Origin of the sequence: Microbacterium sp. LMI1-1-1.1, assembly GCF_040815675.1 — a bacterium.
GTDB lineage: Bacteria > Actinomycetota > Actinomycetes > Actinomycetales > Microbacteriaceae > Microbacterium.
Window position 1 is genome coordinate 1116482 of sequence record NZ_JBFPNN010000001.1, and the last position, 18577, is coordinate 1135058.

Annotated in this window: 22 protein-coding genes; 11 read left to right on the forward strand and 11 right to left on the reverse strand. The window is 72.9% G+C overall.

What is annotated here, in order from left to right; all coding sequences use genetic code 11:
* Positions 1–449 precede the first annotated feature (449 nt).
* Complete coding sequence (locus tag MRBLMI1_RS05225) at positions 450–653, forward strand: cold-shock protein (protein ID WP_026095524.1); 204 nt, start codon at positions 450–452, stop codon at positions 651–653.
* 241 nt (positions 654–894) lie between these two features.
* Positions 895–2064, forward strand: coding sequence for a fatty acid desaturase family protein (locus MRBLMI1_RS05230; RefSeq protein WP_367727240.1), 1170 nt, complete (start codon positions 895–897; stop codon positions 2062–2064).
* A gap of 179 nt (positions 2065–2243) precedes the next feature.
* Here MRBLMI1_RS05230 and MRBLMI1_RS05235 read toward each other — a convergent pair whose 3' ends face one another.
* Entirely contained in the window at positions 2244–2747 is a 504-nt protein-coding gene (locus tag MRBLMI1_RS05235; protein WP_367727241.1) for a metallophosphoesterase family protein, read from the reverse strand.
* Between the two features lie 170 nt (positions 2748–2917).
* On the opposite strand from MRBLMI1_RS05235, the gene MRBLMI1_RS05240 reads away from it, so the two are divergent.
* Together MRBLMI1_RS05240 and MRBLMI1_RS05245 are read left to right on the forward strand one after the other, a co-directional pair.
* Positions 2918–3586, forward strand: a complete 669-nt coding sequence (locus MRBLMI1_RS05240; protein ID WP_367727242.1) for a response regulator transcription factor — start codon at positions 2918–2920, stop codon at positions 3584–3586.
* The gene (locus tag MRBLMI1_RS05245; protein ID WP_367727243.1) at positions 3579–4763 is read left to right on the forward strand and encodes a sensor histidine kinase; all 1185 of its coding nucleotides are present in this window, start codon (positions 3579–3581) and stop codon (positions 4761–4763) included. Before MRBLMI1_RS05240 ends, MRBLMI1_RS05245 begins: the two co-directional genes overlap by 8 nt.
* A gap of 241 nt (positions 4764–5004) precedes the next feature.
* On the opposite strand, the gene MRBLMI1_RS05250 is transcribed toward MRBLMI1_RS05245, so the two are convergent.
* The gene (locus tag MRBLMI1_RS05250) at positions 5005–5568 is read right to left on the reverse strand and encodes a VanZ family protein (protein WP_367727244.1); all 564 of its coding nucleotides are present in this window, start codon (positions 5566–5568) and stop codon (positions 5005–5007) included.
* A gap of 206 nt (positions 5569–5774) precedes the next feature.
* Between MRBLMI1_RS05250 and MRBLMI1_RS05255 the strand changes: the two genes are divergently transcribed.
* Positions 5775–6155: a DUF3054 domain-containing protein gene (locus tag MRBLMI1_RS05255; protein WP_367727245.1), complete on the forward strand. Its 381-nt coding sequence runs from the start codon at positions 5775–5777 to the stop codon at positions 6153–6155.
* 60 nt (positions 6156–6215) lie between these two features.
* Here the strand turns inward: MRBLMI1_RS05255 and MRBLMI1_RS05260 are convergent, their stop codons facing one another.
* The 3 genes from MRBLMI1_RS05260 to MRBLMI1_RS05270 all read right to left on the reverse strand — a co-directional run bounded on the left by MRBLMI1_RS05260 (position 6216) and on the right by MRBLMI1_RS05270 (position 8412).
* The gene (locus MRBLMI1_RS05260) at positions 6216–7466 is read right to left on the reverse strand and encodes an MFS transporter (RefSeq protein WP_414685788.1); all 1251 of its coding nucleotides are present in this window, start codon (positions 7464–7466) and stop codon (positions 6216–6218) included.
* A 186-nt stretch (positions 7467–7652) separates the two neighbouring features.
* The gene (locus MRBLMI1_RS05265) at positions 7653–7868 is read right to left on the reverse strand and encodes an SCO4848 family membrane protein (protein ID WP_367727247.1); all 216 of its coding nucleotides are present in this window, start codon (positions 7866–7868) and stop codon (positions 7653–7655) included.
* 202 nt (positions 7869–8070) lie between these two features.
* Positions 8071–8412 (reverse strand): TraR/DksA family transcriptional regulator, encoded by a 342-nt coding sequence (locus tag MRBLMI1_RS05270; protein ID WP_367727248.1) that lies wholly within the window; start codon positions 8410–8412, stop codon positions 8071–8073.
* A gap of 127 nt (positions 8413–8539) precedes the next feature.
* On the opposite strand from MRBLMI1_RS05270, the gene MRBLMI1_RS05275 reads away from it, so the two are divergent.
* Positions 8540–8902, forward strand: coding sequence for a DUF2834 domain-containing protein (locus MRBLMI1_RS05275; RefSeq protein WP_367727249.1), 363 nt, complete (start codon positions 8540–8542; stop codon positions 8900–8902).
* 161 nt (positions 8903–9063) lie between these two features.
* Here MRBLMI1_RS05275 and MRBLMI1_RS05280 read toward each other — a convergent pair whose 3' ends face one another.
* Positions 9064–9924, reverse strand: coding sequence for an SDR family oxidoreductase (locus MRBLMI1_RS05280; RefSeq protein ID WP_367727250.1), 861 nt, complete (start codon positions 9922–9924; stop codon positions 9064–9066).
* A gap of 131 nt (positions 9925–10055) precedes the next feature.
* Here MRBLMI1_RS05280 and MRBLMI1_RS05285 point away from each other — a divergent pair, with 131 nt between their 5' ends.
* The 3 genes from MRBLMI1_RS05285 to MRBLMI1_RS05295 all read left to right on the forward strand — a co-directional run bounded on the left by MRBLMI1_RS05285 (position 10056) and on the right by MRBLMI1_RS05295 (position 12238).
* Complete coding sequence (locus tag MRBLMI1_RS05285; RefSeq protein ID WP_367727251.1) at positions 10056–10439, forward strand: winged helix-turn-helix transcriptional regulator; 384 nt, start codon at positions 10056–10058, stop codon at positions 10437–10439.
* Between the two features lie 26 nt (positions 10440–10465).
* On the forward strand, positions 10466–11500 hold the full coding sequence (locus MRBLMI1_RS05290; RefSeq protein ID WP_367727252.1) for an FUSC family protein: 1035 nt from the start codon (positions 10466–10468) through the stop codon (positions 11498–11500).
* 81 nt (positions 11501–11581) lie between these two features.
* Entirely contained in the window at positions 11582–12238 is a 657-nt protein-coding gene (locus MRBLMI1_RS05295) for an LON peptidase substrate-binding domain-containing protein (RefSeq protein ID WP_367727253.1), read from the forward strand.
* 50 nt (positions 12239–12288) lie between these two features.
* Here MRBLMI1_RS05295 and MRBLMI1_RS05300 read toward each other — a convergent pair whose 3' ends face one another.
* The 3 genes from MRBLMI1_RS05300 to MRBLMI1_RS05310 form a co-directional block, all read right to left on the reverse strand.
* The gene (locus MRBLMI1_RS05300; RefSeq protein WP_367727254.1) at positions 12289–13065 is read right to left on the reverse strand and encodes an isocitrate lyase/PEP mutase family protein; all 777 of its coding nucleotides are present in this window, start codon (positions 13063–13065) and stop codon (positions 12289–12291) included.
* Positions 13062–13736 (reverse strand): SDR family oxidoreductase, encoded by a 675-nt coding sequence (locus tag MRBLMI1_RS05305; protein WP_367727255.1) that lies wholly within the window; start codon positions 13734–13736, stop codon positions 13062–13064. The genes MRBLMI1_RS05300 and MRBLMI1_RS05305 overlap by 4 nt, the downstream gene beginning before the upstream one ends.
* 544 nt (positions 13737–14280) lie before the next feature.
* On the reverse strand, positions 14281–14694 hold the full coding sequence (locus MRBLMI1_RS05310) for a YchJ family protein (protein ID WP_367727256.1): 414 nt from the start codon (positions 14692–14694) through the stop codon (positions 14281–14283).
* Positions 14695–14745: 51 nt separating this feature from the next.
* On the opposite strand from MRBLMI1_RS05310, the gene MRBLMI1_RS05315 reads away from it, so the two are divergent.
* Positions 14746–15666 (forward strand): 5'-3' exonuclease, encoded by a 921-nt coding sequence (locus MRBLMI1_RS05315; RefSeq protein ID WP_367727257.1) that lies wholly within the window; start codon positions 14746–14748, stop codon positions 15664–15666.
* Positions 15667–15699: 33 nt separating this feature from the next.
* On the opposite strand, the gene MRBLMI1_RS05320 is transcribed toward MRBLMI1_RS05315, so the two are convergent.
* Positions 15700–16692: a PHP domain-containing protein gene (locus MRBLMI1_RS05320; protein WP_367727258.1), complete on the reverse strand. Its 993-nt coding sequence runs from the start codon at positions 16690–16692 to the stop codon at positions 15700–15702.
* A 3-nt stretch (positions 16693–16695) separates the two neighbouring features.
* Positions 16696–17757 carry an anthranilate phosphoribosyltransferase gene (gene trpD / locus MRBLMI1_RS05325; protein WP_367727259.1) on the reverse strand — a complete coding sequence of 354 codons (1062 nt, stop codon included), beginning with the start codon at positions 17755–17757 and terminating at the stop codon, positions 16696–16698.
* 182 nt (positions 17758–17939) lie between these two features.
* On the opposite strand from trpD, the gene MRBLMI1_RS05330 reads away from it, so the two are divergent.
* Positions 17940–18569: a cytochrome c oxidase subunit 3 gene (locus MRBLMI1_RS05330; protein ID WP_367727260.1), complete on the forward strand. Its 630-nt coding sequence runs from the start codon at positions 17940–17942 to the stop codon at positions 18567–18569.
* The last annotated feature ends 8 nt before the right edge of the window (positions 18570–18577 follow it).

An 18577-nucleotide genomic window follows, 5' to 3' on the forward strand; every position in this document is an offset into this window, starting at 1 on the left:
CCTTCAACTTCTTGTGCGATCTCGCACCTCCGTCCGACGCGATCCGCGTCCCTCCGAAAGTCTTCGTGTTCTCCCCCTCTCTTCCGCCGGCACCGCCGCGCGACCTCCCTTTCGCTGACGTCGTCAGCGCCCTCGACTGGCGTCAGGCCGACCTCGACGTCTACGTCGCCATGTCCGGTGTCGGCTTCACCGACTACGCCGGGTTCGTCGGCGCCCGCGACGGCCGATTCGAGGCCCACGGCGCGCGCGGCGAGGACCTCGGCCTGCACGACTCGCTCGACGCGGCCCGCTCCGCCGTCGGGCGTCACCGTGCGCTCGCGGCCCTTCCCGTCGCCCCCCACCGCTCGCGTGCGACCCTCCCGGTCGCGCGTCACCCCCGTCCGCTCCGCGCTTGTCGGAACGGCGCCCACGGTCGCACCTGCGGCCCGAGAAGAAAAAGGAAGAACACGATGGCCACTGGCACCGTGAAATGGTTCAACTCCGAGAAGGGCTACGGGTTCATCGCACCCGACGACGGCTCGGCCGACCTGTTCGCGCACTTCAGCGCGATCCAGGGCAATGGCTTCAAGGAGCTGCAGGAGGCGCAGAAGGTCGAATTCGACGCTGAGCAGGGCCCCAAGGGCATGCAGGCGGCGAACATCCGCCCCCTCTGAGCATCAGCTCCCCCGCAGCCGGGGTGCACCGCGTTTCGCGGGCACCCCGGCTGCATCTGTTCTCGGGGGATTCGGGGGCCGTCCGTCCGTGTGCGCCGGACGGGACAGGCTTCCCGCTGGGAGTTCGCCCGACGTCTCCGGGCCGCCGATAGGGCTAGCGCGAGCGTTGGACGTGCACACCGCGCGCCCGCCCCTGGGAGTTCGCCTGACGTATACCGCCGGGCCCATACGACCGCACGTAATGTGGGCCCCAGCCCGGGTAGCCACCTCGGCTCCACACCCCCGGAACCCCCAGGAGCTCTTCATCGCCTCCACTGTCGTCGAGTCGCGACTCGGCCCCGTCCGTCAGACGTACTCCGGCACCACCGAGTTCCCCCCGATCGCCAAGGCCTACACGGAGCTGTCGCAGGTCGTGCGCGAGAGCGGATACCTCGTCCGCACCCCCCTCTTCTACTCCGTGGTCGCCGGCGCGGTCGTCCTCGGCTTCGGCGGGGCCATCACCGGCTTCGTCCTGCTCGGCGACAGCTGGTTCCAGCTGCTGATCGCCGCCGCCCTCGGCATCCTGTTCACCCAGGTCGCCTTCCTCGCCCACGAGGCCAACCACCGGCAGATCCTCGCCTCCGGCCCGGGCAACGACCGGCTGGCCCTCTGGATCGGCAACGGCGTCGTCGGCATGAGCCAGTCGTGGTGGGCGACCAAGCACACGCGTCACCACGCCAACCCGAACCGGGTGGGCAAGGACCCCGACATCGAGATCGACACCATCTCGTTCCTCGACGTGGATGCCGCCAGCGCGCGCGGCCTGCGCCGCTGGATCACGAAGCGACAGGGCTGGCTCTTCTTCCCGCTGCTGACGCTGGAGGGTCTGAACCTCCACTTCCTCGCCATCCGTCACCTGCTCTCCCGCGGCGAGGTCAAGGGCCGCTGGACCGAGCTGGGGCTCCTCGCGCTGCGATTCGCCGTGTTCGTCGCACCGGTCTTCGTCTTCCTGCCGATCGGGATGGCGTTCGCGTTCCTCGGCGTGCAGCTCGCCGTGTTCGGCGTCTACATGGGCGCCTCGTTCGCCCCCAACCACAAGGGCATGGCCGTCATCGCGCCGGGCGCGAAGCTGGACTTCTTCAGCAAGCAGGTGCGCACGTCGCGCAACATCTCCGGCGGCTGGTGGGCGACCTGGCTCATGGGCGGACTGAACTACCAGATCGAGCACCACCTCTTCCCCAACATGCCCCGCCCGCACCTCAGCCGTGCACGGGCCATCGTCCGGGAGCACTGCCGCACCCTCGACGTGCCCTACGTGGAGACCACGCTGTGGCAGTCGTACGGCATCGTCATCGCGTACCTGAACCGCGTCGGCCTCGCCGCGCGCGACCCGTTCGAGTGCCCGCTGACGTCGGCGTCGCGCCGCGTCTGACACCCGCCGACACCGTCGCGCCCGTCGCGTCGCCACTGTCCACTCGGTTCGGCGACGCGGCGGGCGTTTCGCGTGGAGAGCCACCCCGCCGTCTCGCCGTCTCCACCATCACGCGCGCCGGACCTCGTGCAGCCGGACGTCGCGGATCTCCCCGCGGGTCAGCCTCGCCGGCTCCACCATCACGCGCGCTGCACCTCGTGCAGGTGTACGTCGCGGATCTCCCCGCGGGCCAGCCTCGCCGTGATCATCGTGCACACCGGCTGGCGGCGACGGTCCGTCGGGGACCCGGGGTTCAGCAGGCGCAGACCGCCGGGGGTGACGGTGTCCCACGGGATGTGGCTGTGGCCGAACACCAGCAGATCCGTGTGCGGGTAGGCGGCATCCATCCGTCCCTCCCGTCCCGTCGCGGCACCGGTCTCGTGCACGACCGCGACGCGGACGCCCTCGATCTCGGCCCGGGCGACCTCGGGCAGCCGCGCGCGCAGGTCGTCGCCGTCGTTGTTGCCCCAGACGCCGAGGACGGGCGCGAGCGCCGTCAGCTCGTCGAGCACGTCGACCGTGACCCAGTCGCCGGCGTGGACCACGAGATCGACGGTGGATGCCGCGGCCCGCACGGCCGGAGGCAGCTGCCGGGCCCGCCGGGGAACGTGGGTGTCCGCAAGGAGGAGGAGCCGGGTCGCCATCGTTCCACGGTAACCGCGACCCCGCTCTACGAGATGGCGCCCCACGCGCGCCGGACGAGGCGGGACCCGCGACATCCCTCCCCCGTCGGTCCCGGCGCACCGCGCGGCTGACGCGCGCCCGGAGACGCGCGATACGTGGACGATAGGTGCCGCGATCTACCATCGTGCTCATGCGCGTGCTGATCGTCGAGGACGAGCCCTACCTCGCCGAGGCCATCCGCGACGGACTGCGCCTCGACGCCATCGCCGCCGACGTGGCGGGCGACGGCGACACGGCCCTCGAGATGCTCGCAGTGACCCCGTATGACGTCGTGGTGCTCGACCGCGACATCCCGGGCCCGAACGGCGACGAGATCGCCCGCCGGCTCTCGACCCGGGCGGAGGCGCCGCGCGTGCTCATGCTCACCGCCGCCGACCGTCTCGACGACAAGGCGAGCGGGTTCGAGAACGGCGCCGACGACTACCTGACGAAGCCGTTCGCGCTGCGGGAGCTCGTCCTGCGCCTGCGCGCGCTCGCCCGCCGCCCCGCTGCGACCGCCCCGCCGGTCGTCGAGCGGCACGGCCTGCGGCTCGACCCGTTCCGCCGGGAGGTGTATCGGGACGGCCGGTACGTCTCGCTCACCCGGAAGCAGTTCGCCGTGCTGGAGGTGCTGATGGCCGCCGACGGCGGGGTGGTCAGCGCCGAGAACCTCCTCGAGCGCGCCTGGGACGAGAACGCCGACCCCTTCACCAACGCCGTCCGCATCACGATCTCGACCCTGCGCAAGCGTCTCGGCGAGCCGTGGCTGATCCAGACGGTCGCGGGCGTCGGCTACCGCATCGGCCCCGCGGATGGCTGAGCCGGACGCCGGGTCCCACCCCGCCGGGCGTGCGTCCGGGCTGCGCGACGCGCGTCCCGCCGGGCTGAGCGTCCGCGTGAAGCTCACGCTGAGCTACGCCCTGTTCGTCGTCATCGTCGGGGTGGCCGTCTTCGCCCTCGGGTTCCTCCTGCTGCGCTTCGTCCCCGAGGGCAACCTGTACGCCGACAGCGGCGCGTTCGCCCCGCGACGGACGGACCTCGTCGAGGTGTTCGTCCGCTACGCCACGTGGACGCTCCTCGGCCTGGCCGTGGTGGGTCTCGGCGGCGGCTGGATCGTCGCGGGGGTCATGCTGCGCCCGCTGCGGCGCATCACCGACGCCGCCCGCGCCGCCCGTGACGGCGCCTTCGACCATCGCGTCGCCCTGCCCGGCCGCCGCGACGAGCTCACCGACCTCGCCGACACCTTCGACGGGATGCTCGCCCGCGTCACCGAGACCCTGGACGAGCAGCGACGTTTCGCCGCGAACGCCTCTCACGAGCTGCGGACCCCGCACGCCACGATGCGGACCATGCTCGAGGTCGCCCGCTCCGACCCCGCGGGCGCCGACGTCCCGCGGCTGCTGCAGCGGCTGGACGACACCAACGAACGCGCGATCCGCCTGACCGAGGCGCTCCTCGCGCTCGCTCGCGCCTCCCGCGGCGGCGCGATCGAACGGCGCCCGGTGGACGTCGACGCCGTCGTGACGGAGCTCGTCGCCGAGCTCTCGGGGGAGCTCACCGGGGAGTCTGCCGTCGAGACCCCGATCGGGGCGAGCGCCCTCGTCGCGCCGGGCGTACGGATCCTGCGCGACCGGGTGGTGACCGTCGCCGTGACCGCGGGCGACGAGATCCTGATCCGCCAGGCGGTCGGCAACCTCCTGCGCAACGCGCTGCTCTACAACGTCCCCGACGGATGGGTGCGCGTGTCCGTGCACGTCGACGGACGGCACGTGATCGTCGACATCCTCAACACCGGACCCCTCCTGGATGCCGCCACGGTGGCGACCCTGCCGGAGCCGTTCGTCCGCGCCGCCGCACGCCAACGCGGGCGGGGCGACGGTACCGGACTGGGGCTGGCCATCGTGGCATCCATCGTCCGTGCCCATGCGGGGAGGCTGGAGCTGTGGCCGCGCGACGGCGGCGGCCTGCACGCGCGGCTTCGACTGCCGCGCACCTGAACGCCTCTCGCGTGGGTGCTGCGCCGGAGCCCTGTCGGTGCGATTGGGTCCTGCGTAGCTGCCGTGTCGGTGCGGTGCGGGTCCCGCGTGGCTCTGCGCCAGTGCGGTGCGGGTCCCGCCTGGCTGCCGTGTCGGTGCGGTGCGGGTCCCGCCTGGCTGCCGTGTCGGTGCGGTGCGGGTCCCCCGTGGCTGCCGTGCCGGTGCGGTGCGGGTCCCGCGTGGCTGCCGTGCCCTCCGGCTCTCAGCCTCGCGAGCGCGACAGCGCCGCCGCGGTCCGGGCCACGAGGCGGACCAGGATCACCGCGGCGGTTCCGAGGATCGCCCCGGCCGTGTTCGCCAGGACGTCGTCCGCGTCGGGCACCCGGCCGGGGATGGCCGCCTGCGCCGTCTCGATCACGATCGACAGCACCGCACCGAACCCCGCGGCGAGCCACGCCCACCGCAACGGGAGCAGGGCGGCGACGGCCATCCCGACGGGAACGAACAACGCGACGTTGAGCGTCGTCTCGGCGCCCGCGACGAAGAGGGCGTCCATGACCTCGACCGGCAGGACGTCCATCGCGTCGAACCCGGCGGCGCGCAGGGGCCGGGCGAGAGAGCGCGGGGCGAGGGTGAGCGCTCCGACGACGGCGAGGACCGCCGCCGCGATCAGAACGCGGGCGGGCGTCGGGAACGCGGCCGCCGGAGACGGGGCAGGCGCCGGGCGGGCCGACGCGGCGGAACGCGGGGAGACGGCGGGACGCGGGGAGACCGCGGGACGCGGGGAGACGGCGGGACGCGGGGAGACCGCGGGGCGCGGGGACACCGCGGGACGCGGGGACACCGCGGGGCGCGGGGGGAGAGAGCTGCGGGGCACGTAGGACCTTTCGCTGGGCGGACGACCATTCCACCGGGGGCGGTGTTGCCGCAGCGTTCGCGGGAACGCATACATCCGCGATATCCGGTCCGGTCCGGTCGGGCAGGGGCAGGAACGGAATGCCCGCTCCCCCGTGCTGCGGGAGAATGGCCTCCATGGCTCTCCGACCCGTCGTCCCCCTCCTCGTCGACGTCGCCCTCGTCGTCGTCTTCGCCGCCATCGGCCGGGCGACCCACGACGGCGACGTGCTGGGCGCCGGCGGCGCGGGTCTGCTCACCACGGCGTGGCCGTTCGTCGTCGCCCTGCTGCTCGGATGGGCGGTCGCGCGGGCCTGGCGGCATCCGCTCGCCGTGCGACGCACGGGCCTGCCCGTCTGGGTCGTCACCGTCGTCGTCGGCATGCTGCTGCGCGCCGTGAGCGGGCAGGGCGTCGCCGTCGCGTTCGTCATTGTCGCGACGCTCACCCTCGGACTGCTCCTGGTGGGCTGGCGGTTCGTCGCCGCACTGGTCGGCCGCCGGAGCCGCGCCGCGCGCTGAGAACCCCCCGCCGCGCCCGCCCGTCGCCGGACCCGCGCGGAGAGTTCTCTGTCGGGACCGTCAGCCGTGCGAGCCCACGGGGACCGCGCTGCCGTCCCACCGGTTCGCGAACGCCGCGTTGACGCCCGCCATCGCGAGCAGGAGCACCGCGGCGAGCGCGGGGAAGACCAGAGCCGTCTCGACCGACACGCTCTCCGCGACCGCGCCGGTCACGGCGGACGACAGCGCCTGGGCCAGCGTGAGCGCGGACGAGAGGATCGTCATGGTCGACGCCGTCCGGCCCCGCGGGGCGCGGGCGCCCGCCAGGCTGAACAGCGTCACGAGCGACGGACCGATGCCGATGCCCATCAGGCACAGCACGACCGTCACGGTCTCGACCGATCCGCCGGCCGAGTACGCCGCCGCGGATGCCGTGAGGATCACGGCGAACGTCAGCAGCCGTGCCCGCAGGGTGAATCGGGCCGGGAGCACCGCGACCGCCAGCGCGAGCACCGCCGAGCCGACGCCCATCACGCCGTAGAGCAGCGCGCCGGCCTCGGGGGCGCCACGCGCCTCCATGAAGGCGGTCAGCGACGTGAGCGTCGACCCGAAGAACAGGCCGACGGCGAACACGGCGGCGACGAGGACCAGCAGCCGCGGGTGGAGCAGCGCGCGGGCCGGAGCCATCGCTGCGCGGTCGGCGCGGGCCGGGACCGCCCGTCCCGTCGGGTGCAGGGCGAACGCGGTGACGAACAGGAAGCTCAGCAGCGCGGCCGCGACGATCGGCGCCCACGGCGCGATCAGGGCCGCCAGCACGCCGACGACGAACGGACCGATGACGAACGCCGTCTCGTCCGCGGCGGACTCGTACGACATGGCGCGTGAGAAAGTGCGTTCCCGGCGCTCCGGCGCGACACGCAGCGCGATGAGCGCCATGATCCGGCTGCGCGACATCGCCGCCGTCTGCGGACCGGTGACGCCGATCGCGACCGCGGTCGCGAGCAGGAGACCGTCGGGCGCGGATGCCGCCACGACCAGCGGGAAGACCGCGAGCAGCACGCCGTTGGCCAGTCCGACGGGCACGAGCACGCGCCGCTGCCCGTACCGGTCGGCGAGGTCGCCCAGCACCGGGCCGGCCAGGACGACGCCCAGCCCGACCGCGGCCGAGGTCAGCCCGCCCAGGGCCACCGACCCGCGGATCGCCACGACGAGCGCGAGGACGCCGACGGTCATCATCGCGAACGGCAATCGCGCGACGAAAGCGATCGGGAAGTACCCCGCACCGGTGTGGTGGATCAGGGAACGGTGCTTCACGGGCGCGGGCGAGGTCATACATCTCCGGGGTGGGGCGGCGGAACGTGCCGCCTTGCCTGTCCGGTAGGTAGATGCACCGCCGCCCCTCGAGGGGCGGCATGCCGGGGTCCGTCGAACGGACCCCATCAGTCTACGAGGCGTCCGGCCGGCCGAGTCCGCGGCGCCCCGTGCCCGGTCCGCGCTCGGCCTCCCCGACGACCCGGGTCAGGCGCCCAGGGCCGCGATGGCGGCGATGACGGATGCCACGGCCAGCGCGAGCGCGAGACCGATGAGCACCGCGTGCACGATGAGGAAGGTCGTGGGCTTGCCGGCGGCATCCCGCGCCCGCGGGTCCTTCGCGACGCGGACGTAGAAGCGCGGCCAGACGAGGACGTTGAAGGCGGCGTTGGCGAAGAGCAGCGCGATGAGAACGGGTTCCACGCCTCGACCCTAACGAGCCGCGCGCGGCGGACCGTGCAGGTGATCCACCGCCGAGCGAACGATCTCGCTCGGCGCCGGCACACGGGCACCCTCACCCAGGCACCGGCACACGGGCACCCTCACCCAGGCACCGGCACACGGGCACCCTCACCCAGGCACCGGCACACGGGCACCCTCACCCAGGCACCATGACACTGCGCCGTCACACCGCGCAGGCGATGCACCGCCGGGCGAACGGCCGTGCGTCGAGGCGCGCCGCGGCGATCGGCTCGCCGCACACCTCGCACACCCCGTAGGACCCGGCGGCCGCTCGCTCCCGCGCGGCGCGGATCTCGTCCCGCTCCGCCAGCGCGACCCGGCGCAGCGCGTCGACCTGCTGCCACTCCCCCGACAGGGTCGAGCCCTCCGGGTCGTGCTCGTCGTCGGCCGTGGCATCCGCCCGGTCCCGCAGCAGTCCGGCCTCGTCGTCGCTCAACCGGGCCAGACGCCGGTCGACGTCGCGCTCGAGCGCGTCGAGCCGGTGCGTCGCCTCGGTGGCATCCATCCCCCGACCATAACCCCGGCCTGCGCACCGGGCGCGGGACGGTGCGCCCCGCGTCCCGGCCTGCGTCCCCGGTGCGTTCCAGCGGCGTCGGCCCCTCCCGGCGCCGGAGCGCGACAGGATATCCCGCATGAGCACGCGAACCGGCGCCTGGCGGCGCGACTGGACCCCGACGGCCGTGGCGTTCGCCCTCCTGGCGATCGCCGGGCTGATCGGGACGTGGACCTTCAACGCCCTCGCCATCGTGCAGATGCGCGACTTCCTCGGCGACCTCGTCACGAGCGGACCGGCGGTGTCGTCCATCACGGTCGACCTGCTCGTCGTTGCGATCGCCGGCTGCATCCTCATCATCGTGGAGGCCCGCCGCATCGGGATGCGGCATGCGTGGGTGTACATCGTGCTGTCGGGGGTGACGGCGTTCGCGTTCACGTTCCCGCTCTTCCTCGCGATGCGCGAGCGTCGGCTGACGGCCCGGGCGCGCGAGACGCGCTGACCCGGACCCGACCCCCGCTCGGGGTCTCACGACCGGCCCGGCAGGGCGCGGGACGCACACGTCCGCGCCCCGCTCTCCTCCGTGAGGCGCGAGCGTCGGCTGACGGCCCGGGCGCGCGAGACGCGCCGACCCGGACCGCCGCGGGTTCGCGCCCCGCTCCCTCACCGGGCCGCGAGACCCGCGCGCAGACCCTCGCGCAGAGGGGTCGTCGGACGGCCGAGCAGACGTGCCAGCGTCCCGTCGGTCTTCGACAGCGCACCCCGGGCGATCGCGTCGTCGATCCCCGCCACGAACGCCGCGGTCCCGGCATCCAGGCCCGCCTCCTGCAGACCCGCGGTCAGCTGCTCGAGCGACACCGGAACGTACGCCACCGGGCGCCCGTGGATCTCGGAGGCCGCCGTGGCGAGGTCGTCGTAGGTCCACGCGACGTCGCCGCCCAGCTCGAGCGTCCCGCCGATCGTGTCGTCCGAGGCGAGGGCGATGGCCGCCGCCTCGGCGTAGTCGGCGCGGCTCGCGCTCGCGACGCGGGCGTCGCCGGTCGCCGCGACGATCTCCCCCGTCTGCGCGGACCGGGCCACCGCGTCGAGGTAGTTCTCGGTGTACCAGTTGTTGCGCAGGACGGTCGCGGTCAGCCCGGACGCCGCGATGGCCTCCTCCGTCGCCTTGTGGTCGGCGCCGAGGGCGTAGTCGATCTCGTCGACCCGCGGGGCGCTGGTGTAGACGAGACGCTCGACGCCGGCCGTGCGAGCCGCGTCGATCACGGTGCGGTGGCCGCTGACGCGGTCGGCATCCGTCCCCGAGATCAGCAGGACGCGCGAGACGCCGTCCAGGGCGGCGGTGACGGTCTCGGGGCGCGCGTAGTCGAGCTCGACCACCCGGATGCCGCGGGCGGCGAGGTCCGCGGCCTTGTCGGGGGTGCGCGCGCCGGCGCTGATGTCGGCGGGCGCGACGCCGCGGGCGAGGAGGCTGTCGACGACGAGACGGCCGAGGTGGCCAGTGGCGGCGGTGACGAGGAGGGTCATGGGGTGTCCTTTCGACGTGGTGCGGTGACCTGCACGGCCGGACGGAGTCGCCGCGTGCGATGATCCGAACGCCCCCTCGTCCCACACATTCCTCCGGGAGGGTACCCACTTTCAGGTAAGCTACTGACACCATGGTGAGTCTTGCGGAACTGCGCGCCGAACATCCCGGGATCTTCGCCGACGGCTGCCCGACGCGAACGGTGCTGGACCACGTGATGGGCAAGTGGGGCGTCCTCGTCCTCGTCGCCCTGTCGGAGGGCACGCTGCGGTGGGGGGAGCTCCGTCGCGCCGTCGACGGGATCAGCGAGAAGATGCTCGCGAGCACCTTGCGGACCCTGGATGCCGACGGCCTCGTCGCCCGTCTCGCCCATCCCGAGGTGCCCCCTCGAGTCGAGTACTCGCTCACCCCCCGCGGTCGGGAGCTGATGCAGCGGGTCCTGCCGCTCATGGAATGGATCGCGGACAACGCGGACGACATGCTCTCGCCCACGGCCGCGTCGACCCCCCGGGCGTGACCGTGCGGGCGGCCTACGCTCGTCTCATGCGAGAGAGCCTCACGTTCCGCTCGCCGCGTCGCGCTCCGCTGCTGCAGGTGACCAAGTCGGCGATCGCCACCATCGCCGCGTGGCTCGTCGCGGGCTGGCTCGTGCAGGGGCCGCCGCCGATCTTCGCCGCGATCGCCGCGCTGCTGGTGGTGCAGCCCAGCATCAACCAGTCCTTCACCCGCGCGATCGAGCGCAGCGTCGGCGTCATCGTCGGCGTCCTCATCGCGTCGCTGCTTGGCATCGCCCTCGGCGACCTGACCTGGGTGATCCTGCTCTCCGCGGGCGTCGCACTCGTCGTCGCCTGGGCGCTGCGCATGTCGCCCGGCACGACGAACCAGGTGGCGATCAGCGCCGTCCTCGTGCTGGCCCTCGGCACGGCGACCCCCAACTACGCCCTGGACCGCGTCCTCGAGACGCTCATCGGCGCCGTCATCGGGGTGATCGTGAACACCGCGCTCGTGCCGCCGGTCCTCGTCCCCGCCGCGCGCGCGAAGCTCGACGTCCTAGGCCGCGAGCTCGCGGGCGCCCTCGAACGCCTGGCCGACGCGCTTGAGCAGCCGCAGACGTCGCAGACCCTGGAGGGACTGCTCCTGGAAGCGCGTCTGCTGCGCCCGGTGCGGGACGCGGCGGCCGACGCGATCAACGACGCCGCCGACTCCCTCTCCCTCAACCCGCGGAGCCGCCGCCATCGTTCGGACCTCGCGACGATGCAACGCCTCCTCGACCGTTTCTCCCCCGTCGTCACGCAGGTCATCGGCATGACCCGGGCCGCCTACGACGGCTACGAGCAGAGCATCGCCGACGAGCCGTCCGTCCGCGCGATCGCCGAGCAGCTGCACCGCGCCGCCCACGACGTGCGCCTGGAGTTCGCGCTGCCGACGGGCGACCGCGACGAGCCCGTCGTCGAGGAGCCCGCGCTGACCCGGCCGCTGCAGATCCAGACGCCCTCCGCGGCGCACTGGGTGCTCGTCGGTTCCCTGCTCATGGACCTGCACCGCATCCACGAGACGCTGCGGGAGCCGCAGGGCTGAGAACCCGACGGCGCCTCCTCCGCCGTATCGTTCTCGCCCGATCCCGCGCCCACCCCCGAGAACGCTGCTTGACTGGGGGGCATGGGTACCGCGATGTTCCCGTTGGGCGCCGTCCTCTTCCCGCACACGCCGCTGGCGCTGCGCATCTTCGAGGAGCGCTACCTCGTGATGCTCGGCCGGCTGCTCGATGAGACCGACCCCGCCTTCGGCGTCGTCCTCATCGAACGGGGCGTCGAGACCGGAGGCGGCGATCAGCGCTTCGCGCTCGGCACGATCGCCCGCCTCAGCCACGTGGTGCCGCAGGCGGGGCAGATCCAGGTCGTCGCGCGCGGCGCGGAACGCTTCGAGATCGTCGAGTGGCTCGACGACGCGCCCTACCCGCGAGCCGACGTCCGCGCGCTCCCCGACCTGGAGTGGAACGAGGCGCTCGCGCCCCTGCTCGACGAGGCCGAGCGGATCGTACGTCGCGTCCTCGGACGCGCCCGCCAGTTCGGCGGCACGCGCTGGGACCCGGACGTCGAGCTCTCGGAGGAGCCGCTGGAACGGGCCTGGCAGGTCGCGGCGATCGCCCCGCTCGGCGAGCTCGACCAGATGGACCTGCTGCGCTCGGCCACCATGGGCGGGCTGCTGCGCGCGACCATCGATCTCACACTCGCGGCCGAGCCGCTGCTGGGCGACCCGGTCCCCGACGGCATCATCCTCACGGACGATCTCGACGATCCCGACGACGAGGACTGACGGCCCTCCCCGGACCCGGGGCACCGTGCCCGCCGGGTCCGGGGTCTCCCTCAGTTCAGGGCGCGGACCGTCGACGGGATGACACCGTCGGCGTAGAGGTCCTTCGCCAGATCCTGCAGCGCCGTCAGGGCGACGCGCTGGGTCTGCGGGCCGTAGGAGATGCGCGCCACACCCAGGGCCTCGTACTCGGCGGCCGTCAGCGCCCCGGGGACGCCGATGACGCTGAGCTTCCGCTCCCCGAGCCCGTCGACGAGCCGGCGCGTGACATCGGCGTCGAGCAGGCCGGGCACGAAGACCGTCGTCGCACCGGCGGCGAGGAAGGCGCGACCTCGCTCGATGGCATCCGCCACCTTCTCGTCCATGGGCCGGTCGCCGCCCTTCAGGACCGCATCGGTCCGCGCGTTGAGGACGAAGGGGACGCCCTCCGCCTCACCGGCGGCGATGACCGCCTCCACTGCGGCGACCGACTCGGCGAACGGCTTCATCCGGTCCTCGACGTTCGCGCCGACGACGCCGACCCCGATGGCGCGCCGGGTCGTCTCACCCGGGTCGCCGTAGCCGGAGTCCAGGTCGGCCGTCACCGGCACGTCGACCGCGGCGACGATGCGCCCCACCATGTCGAGCATCGTGTCGAGCGGGATGTTCTCGCCGTCCTCGTACCCGAAGGTCGCGGCGATCGAGTGGCCCGCCGTGGCGAGCGCGCGGGTCTCGGGAAGAGCGGCCACCGCGCGGGCGGAGACGACGTCCCACACGTTCACGACGCGCAGGATCTCCGGGGCGGTGTGCAGCCGGGCGAAGGCCTCGGCCGTGTCGTTCAGAGCGTTCATGCGTCCACCGTAGAGCCGGAGCCGGCCTCGCTCGCCAGGGCTTCCGCGATGAGCGTCCCCCCCTGTCCGAACCGGATGAACCGGCCGATCGTCGCAGACTGCACCAGGCTACCGGCGGCCACCGCCGCGACATCGGCCCGGCTGACGTCGCCCGATCCCTCCGGCGCCGTCGTGATCCGGCCGGTGGGCGGGTCGAGGGTGAGCGTCCCCGGTCCCAGGATCGTCCAGTCCAGGTCGCTCTGCCGCAGGTGATCGTCCGCGGCGAGCTTCGCGTCGGCGTAGGCGAAGAAGTCGTCGTCGGGCGAGATGCCGTGGTCGGGCGTCGAGCCGATCCACGACACCATCACGAAGCGTCGGACACCCGCTTTCGCCGCCGCGTCGATCGCGCGGATCGCCGCGTCCCGGTCGACCGCGTAGGTGCGCTCGGCACTGCCCCCACCGGCACCCGCCGACCAGACGACCGCATCGGCGCCGGCGAACGCGTCCGCCATGGCATCCAGGTCCGCCGTCTCCACGTCGAGCTCGAGGGGCTGACCGCCGGCCTCTCGCACGTCGGACGCGTGGTCCGGGTTGCGGATGACCGAGGTCGCCTCGTCCCCCCGCTCCGCCAGCAGGCGCGCCAGGTGCAGCGCCACCTTTCCGTGTCCTCCGATGATCACGATGCGTTCCATGTCGTCCGTCCTCCCGGGTTGCGGTGTCGTCATCGACGCTACGCAGGCGGCCCGCGGCGGCCGCCGGGGGTTGACGCGCACCCCGCCCCGGCCGACGGCGCCCCTTCCCCCTCCGCCCCCTCCACGCTGACTTGTCACAAATGCACGCGCCCGCGCCCTCCCCGCGTACATCTGCGCCCACTCACGGCAGGGCTCACTCACCGCCCGCCTACCCCGTCACGCTGACTTGTCGCAAATGCACGCGCCCGCGCCCTTCGCGCGTACATCTGCGCCACCTCACGGCAGGGCTCACTCACCACGCTGACTTGTCACAAATGCACGCGCCCAAGCCCTCCCCGCGTACATCTGCGCCACCTCACGGCAGGGCTCACTCCCCACGCTGACTTGTCACATATGCACGCGCCCAAGCCCTCCCCGCGTACATCTGCGCCCACTCACGGCAGGGCTCACTCCCCACGCTGACTTGCCGCAAATGCACGCGCCCAAGCCCTCCCCGCGTACATCTGCGCCACCTCACGGCCTCACGGGCCGCGCGCGCCCGCCCTCAGCGCTCTTCGACGTCGCCGTCGTTGTACACCCAGCGGCCGCCGCGCCGCACGAAACGGCTCGTCTCCGACAGCGCGCCGCGCTCCCCGCCCTGTCGCCAGCGGGCGGTGAACGACACGGTCGCCGCGTCGACGTCCTCGGCGGAGCGATGGACCTCCAGGCCGGTCCAGGTGGTCGCGGCATCCAGGTCCAGCGTCTCGGGGCGGGACCGGGGATGCCAGGACCGTCGCAGGTGCGGCTCGTCTCCGACCGCGAAGGCGGTGTACCGCGACCGCATCAGCCGTTCCGCGGTCGGCGCGGGCGTCCCGTCCAGGATCGGACCGCAGCAGTCCCCGAATGCTCCCCCGCCGCACGGACAGGGCTCCCCCGCCGACGGACGGCGGAACCGGGCGGACGCGTGGCCGAACGACATCGTCCCAGCCTAGGTCCGAGCTCACCGGGACCATCGTGGGAGACTGTGGCCGTGACCGACCGCCTCATGCTCCTCGACACCGCGTCGCTGTACTTCCGCGCCTTCTACGGGGTGCCCGACAAGGTGCGCGCGGACGACGGCACGTCCGTCAACGCCGTCCGCGGCCTGCTCGACATGATCGCCAAGCTCGTCACCACCTACGAGCCGACCCGGCTCGTCGCGTGCTGGGACGACGACTGGCGGCCCGCCTGGCGGGTCGAGCTGCTCCCCAGCTACAAGACGCATCGCGTCGCCGAGGCCGTCGCGACCGCGCCCGACGTGGAGGTCGTGCCCGACCCGTTGGAGGCGCAGATCCCGCTGATCCGCGAGGCGCTCGGCGTCCTCGGCATCCCCGTCGTCGGCGCGGCCGAGCACGAGGCCGACGATGTCATCGGCACCCTGGCCACCCGCGCGACGGTGCCCGTCGACATCGTCACCGGCGACCGCGACCTCTTCCAGCTCGTCGACGACGAGCGCGACGTCCGCATCGTCTATACCGCCCGCGGCATGAGCAATCTCGAAGTGGTGACCGACGCGACCGTCGTCGCCAAGTACGGCGTGCACGCGGCCCAGTACGCCGACTTCGCGGTGCTGCGCGGCGACCCGTCGGACGGCCTGCCCGGCGTGTCCGGCATCGGGGAGAAGTCCGCCGCGACGCTCCTCACCGCGCACGGCGACCTCGCCGGCATCGCCGCCGCCGTCGAGGACGGCACGGGCGGCACCCCCGCCCAGCGCGCGAAGATCCTCGCCGCCGCCGACTACCTCGCCAAGGCCCCGGCCGTGGTGCGGGTCGTCCGCGACCTCGCCCTCCCGGACCACGACGACGTCCTCCGTCCCCTCGACGAGGATGCGGCCGCCCGCGCCACCGACCTCGCTACACGATGGAACCTCGGCTCGTCGATGACCCGCGCCGTGGCCGCCCTCGCGCGCTGACCCCCGTCACCGGCCCGAACCGTCGCGGCCCTCTCAGCGTTCGCGGGTGAGCCACTCCCGCAGACGCGGCAGGTCCCACGTCGTCACGATGCGCTCGGCGGGGACGCCCGCGGCCTCGGCCCGAGCCGCTCCGTAGTCGAGCAGCGAGAGCTGTCCGGGCGCGTGCGCGTCGGAGTCGATGGAGAAGAGGCATCCCTCCTCCAGCGCGATGGCGAGCAGGTCGTCCGGCGGGTCCTGACGCTCCGGCCGCGAATTGATCTCGACCGCCACCCCCGAGGCCGCGCAGGCGGCGAAGACCGCCCGGGCGTCGAACTCCGACGGCGGACGGGTTCCCCGCGACCCTTCGACCAGGCGTCCGGTGACGTGTCCGAGCACGTCGACGCGGGGGTCCTGGGCGGCGGCCACCAGACGCCTCGTCATCGGCCCGCGCTCCATGCGCAGCTTGGAATGGACGGATGCCACGACCACGTCGAGCGCGTGGAGCAGCTCGTCCTCCTGGTCGAGCCCGCCGTCGTCGAGGATGTCGACCTCGATCCCCGTGAGGAGCGTGAACCCGTCGGACGACAGGCCGCGGACGACCTCCATCTGCGCGCGCAGCCGCTCCGGCGACAGCCCGTTCGCGACCGTCAGGCGCGGCGAGTGGTCGGTCAGCGCGAGGTAGTCGTGACCGAGCCGCCGCGCCGCGTCGACCATCGTCTCGATCGGGGTGAGACCGTCGGACCACTCGCTATGGCTGTGGAGGTCGCCGCGCAGACGCCCGCGGAGCTCGCCCCCCGCGGTGAGACCGGCCTCTTCCCGCAGCGTCGCCAGTCGTTCGGGGACCTCGCCCGCCAGCGCCTGCTGGATGACCGCGAAGGTGGAGGCGCCGATCCCCGGCCGCCGCTGCAGCGCCGGGTCACGCAGCGCGGCGTCGTCGAGCCCCTCGATCGCGGCGGCCGCCGTGCGGAACGCCTTCGACTTGTAGCGCGAGGACCGCTCCCGCTCGAGCAGGTACGCGATCTCGGTGAGCGCGTCGAGCGGGTGCACGGGTCAGCCCGCCAGCGCGCGGGTGGTGTCCACCCAGTCGTCGAGCTTGGCCGCGGCGCGGCCGTCGTCCACCGCCGCCGCGGCATCCGTCATCGCCTCGGCGAGACGTTCGAGGATCGGCCGCTGGACCTCGCCGGCGTCCTGGAACAGGCGGTACGACACGAGGCCGGCGGCGGCGTTCAGCAGCACGATGTCGCGGACCGGTCCCTCCTCGCCGGCGAGCACCCGGCGGACGACCGCCGCGTTGTGGTCGGGCTGGCCGCCCAGCAGGTCGTCGATGTCGGCGAGGGGGATGCCGAGATCGCGGGGGTCCAGGTCGTGCTCGTGCACGTCGCCGCGGCTGATCTCCCACAGCCTGCTGTGACCGGTCGTGGTGAGCTCGTCGAGTCCGTCGTCGCCGCGGAAGACCAGCGCCGTCGCCCCGCGGGTGCGGAACACGCCCGTGATGAGGGGGACGCGGTCGAGGTGCGCGACGCCCACGGCGTTCGCCTCGGCCCGGGCCGGGTTGCACAGCGGGCCGAGGAAGTTGAAGACGGTCGGCACCCCCAGCTCGGCGCGCGTGGGACCCGCGTGCCGGAACCCCGGGTGGAAGGCGGCGGCGAACGCGAAGGTGATGCCCGTGCGCGCCAGGGTCTCCGCGACCTGGTCGGGGTCGAGGGTCAACGCGATCCCGAGGGACGACAGGACGTCCGAGGACCCGGACGACGAGCTGGCCGCCTTGTTGCCGTGCTTCACGACCGGCACGCCGGTGGATGCCGCCACGACGGCTGCCATCGTGGAGACGTTCACGGTGCCGTATCGGTCCCCGCCGGTGCCCACGATGTCGAGGACGTCCGCCTGCACGGGGAGCGGCAGGGCCGCCTCCAGGATGGCGTCGCGGAACCCGACGATCTCCTCGACGGTCTCCCCCTTGGCGCGCAGCGCGACGAGGAAGCCGGCCAGCTGGGAGGGGGTCGCCTCGCCCGCCATCACCTGGCGCATCGCCCAGGTGGACTCCGACACGCTGAGGTCGCGCCCGGCGAGGAGCGAGGTGAGCAGATCGGGCCAGGTGAAGCGTTCCGCCATGCCCACGATCCTTCCACACCGTGTCGTGCGAACATGTGCGCGGATTCGCCGGAGGGGGGCCGACCGGGAACACCGGGCGCACCGGGGATTCCTTGGGGACTCTGAGGTTTCCCTAAGTCTCGACGTTGGAATATCGACAGGTTCGGATGGGAATATCCGTCCCGGGGATCGCGCATAATGGGATGGTGACGACCCCAGCGACGTATTCCCAGGCCGTGCGTGCCGTCAAGCGGCCCGATCCGGTCGCTGTCGGCACCATCGTGTGGCTGGGCAGCGAAGTCATGTTCTTCGCCGGCCTCTTCGCCATCTACTTCACGCTGCGCAGCACCTCCGCGGGGCTGTGGGCGGAGGAGACGCAGCTGCTGAACGTGCCGTTCGCGCTCGTCAACACGATCATCCTCGTGCTCTCCTCGGTCACCTGCCAGATGGGCGTGTTCGCCGCCGAGCGGTACCAGCCGTACCGCACCGGTCGCGGCATCCGCCGGTGGGGCATGGTCGAGTGGTTCTACGTGAGCTTCTTCCTCGGCGCGATCTTCGTGTCGGGCCAGGTCTGGGAGTACGCGACGCTCGTCGCGGAGGGCCTGTCGATCTCCACCAACCCCTACGCGTCCGCGTTCTACCTGACGACCGGCTTCCACGCCCTGCACGTCACCGGTGGACTCATCGCCTTCCTCCTGGTGATCGGCCGCGCCTACGCCGTGAAGAACTTCGGCCGCAAAGAGATGACCACCGCCATCGTCGTGTCCTACTACTGGCACTTCGTCGACGTCGTGTGGATCGCCCTCTTCGCCGTCATCTACTTCCTCAAGTAAGAGAGCTG

Coding starts and splice junctions, on each gene's coding strand:
- MRBLMI1_RS05275 (WP_367727249.1), top strand. CDS start 8,540: ATGAGCACGCGAACCGGCGCCTGGCGGCGCGACTGGACCCCGACGGCC.
- MRBLMI1_RS05330 (WP_367727260.1), top strand. CDS start 17,940: ATGGTGACGACCCCAGCGACGTATTCCCAGGCCGTGCGTGCCGTCAAG.
- trpD (WP_367727259.1), bottom strand. CDS start 17,757: ATGGCGGAACGCTTCACCTGGCCCGATCTGCTCACCTCGCTCCTCGCC.
- MRBLMI1_RS05305 (WP_367727255.1), bottom strand. CDS start 13,736: ATGGAACGCATCGTGATCATCGGAGGACACGGAAAGGTGGCGCTGCAC.
- MRBLMI1_RS05300 (WP_367727254.1), bottom strand. CDS start 13,065: ATGAACGCTCTGAACGACACGGCCGAGGCCTTCGCCCGGCTGCACACC.
- MRBLMI1_RS05225 (WP_026095524.1), top strand. CDS start 450: ATGGCCACTGGCACCGTGAAATGGTTCAACTCCGAGAAGGGCTACGGG.
- MRBLMI1_RS05285 (WP_367727251.1), top strand. CDS start 10,056: ATGGTGAGTCTTGCGGAACTGCGCGCCGAACATCCCGGGATCTTCGCC.
- MRBLMI1_RS05310 (WP_367727256.1), bottom strand. CDS start 14,694: ATGTCGTTCGGCCACGCGTCCGCCCGGTTCCGCCGTCCGTCGGCGGGG.
- MRBLMI1_RS05270 (WP_367727248.1), bottom strand. CDS start 8,412: ATGGATGCCACCGAGGCGACGCACCGGCTCGACGCGCTCGAGCGCGAC.
- MRBLMI1_RS05260 (WP_414685788.1), bottom strand. CDS start 7,466: ATGACCTCGCCCGCGCCCGTGAAGCACCGTTCCCTGATCCACCACACC.
- MRBLMI1_RS05280 (WP_367727250.1), bottom strand. CDS start 9,924: ATGACCCTCCTCGTCACCGCCGCCACTGGCCACCTCGGCCGTCTCGTC.
- MRBLMI1_RS05245 (WP_367727243.1), top strand. CDS start 3,579: ATGGCTGAGCCGGACGCCGGGTCCCACCCCGCCGGGCGTGCGTCCGGG.
- MRBLMI1_RS05290 (WP_367727252.1), top strand. CDS start 10,466: ATGCGAGAGAGCCTCACGTTCCGCTCGCCGCGTCGCGCTCCGCTGCTG.
- MRBLMI1_RS05235 (WP_367727241.1), bottom strand. CDS start 2,747: ATGGCGACCCGGCTCCTCCTCCTTGCGGACACCCACGTTCCCCGGCGG.
- MRBLMI1_RS05240 (WP_367727242.1), top strand. CDS start 2,918: ATGCGCGTGCTGATCGTCGAGGACGAGCCCTACCTCGCCGAGGCCATC.
- MRBLMI1_RS05295 (WP_367727253.1), top strand. CDS start 11,582: ATGGGTACCGCGATGTTCCCGTTGGGCGCCGTCCTCTTCCCGCACACG.
- MRBLMI1_RS05230 (WP_367727240.1), top strand. CDS start 895: ATGTGGGCCCCAGCCCGGGTAGCCACCTCGGCTCCACACCCCCGGAAC.
- MRBLMI1_RS05255 (WP_367727245.1), top strand. CDS start 5,775: ATGGCTCTCCGACCCGTCGTCCCCCTCCTCGTCGACGTCGCCCTCGTC.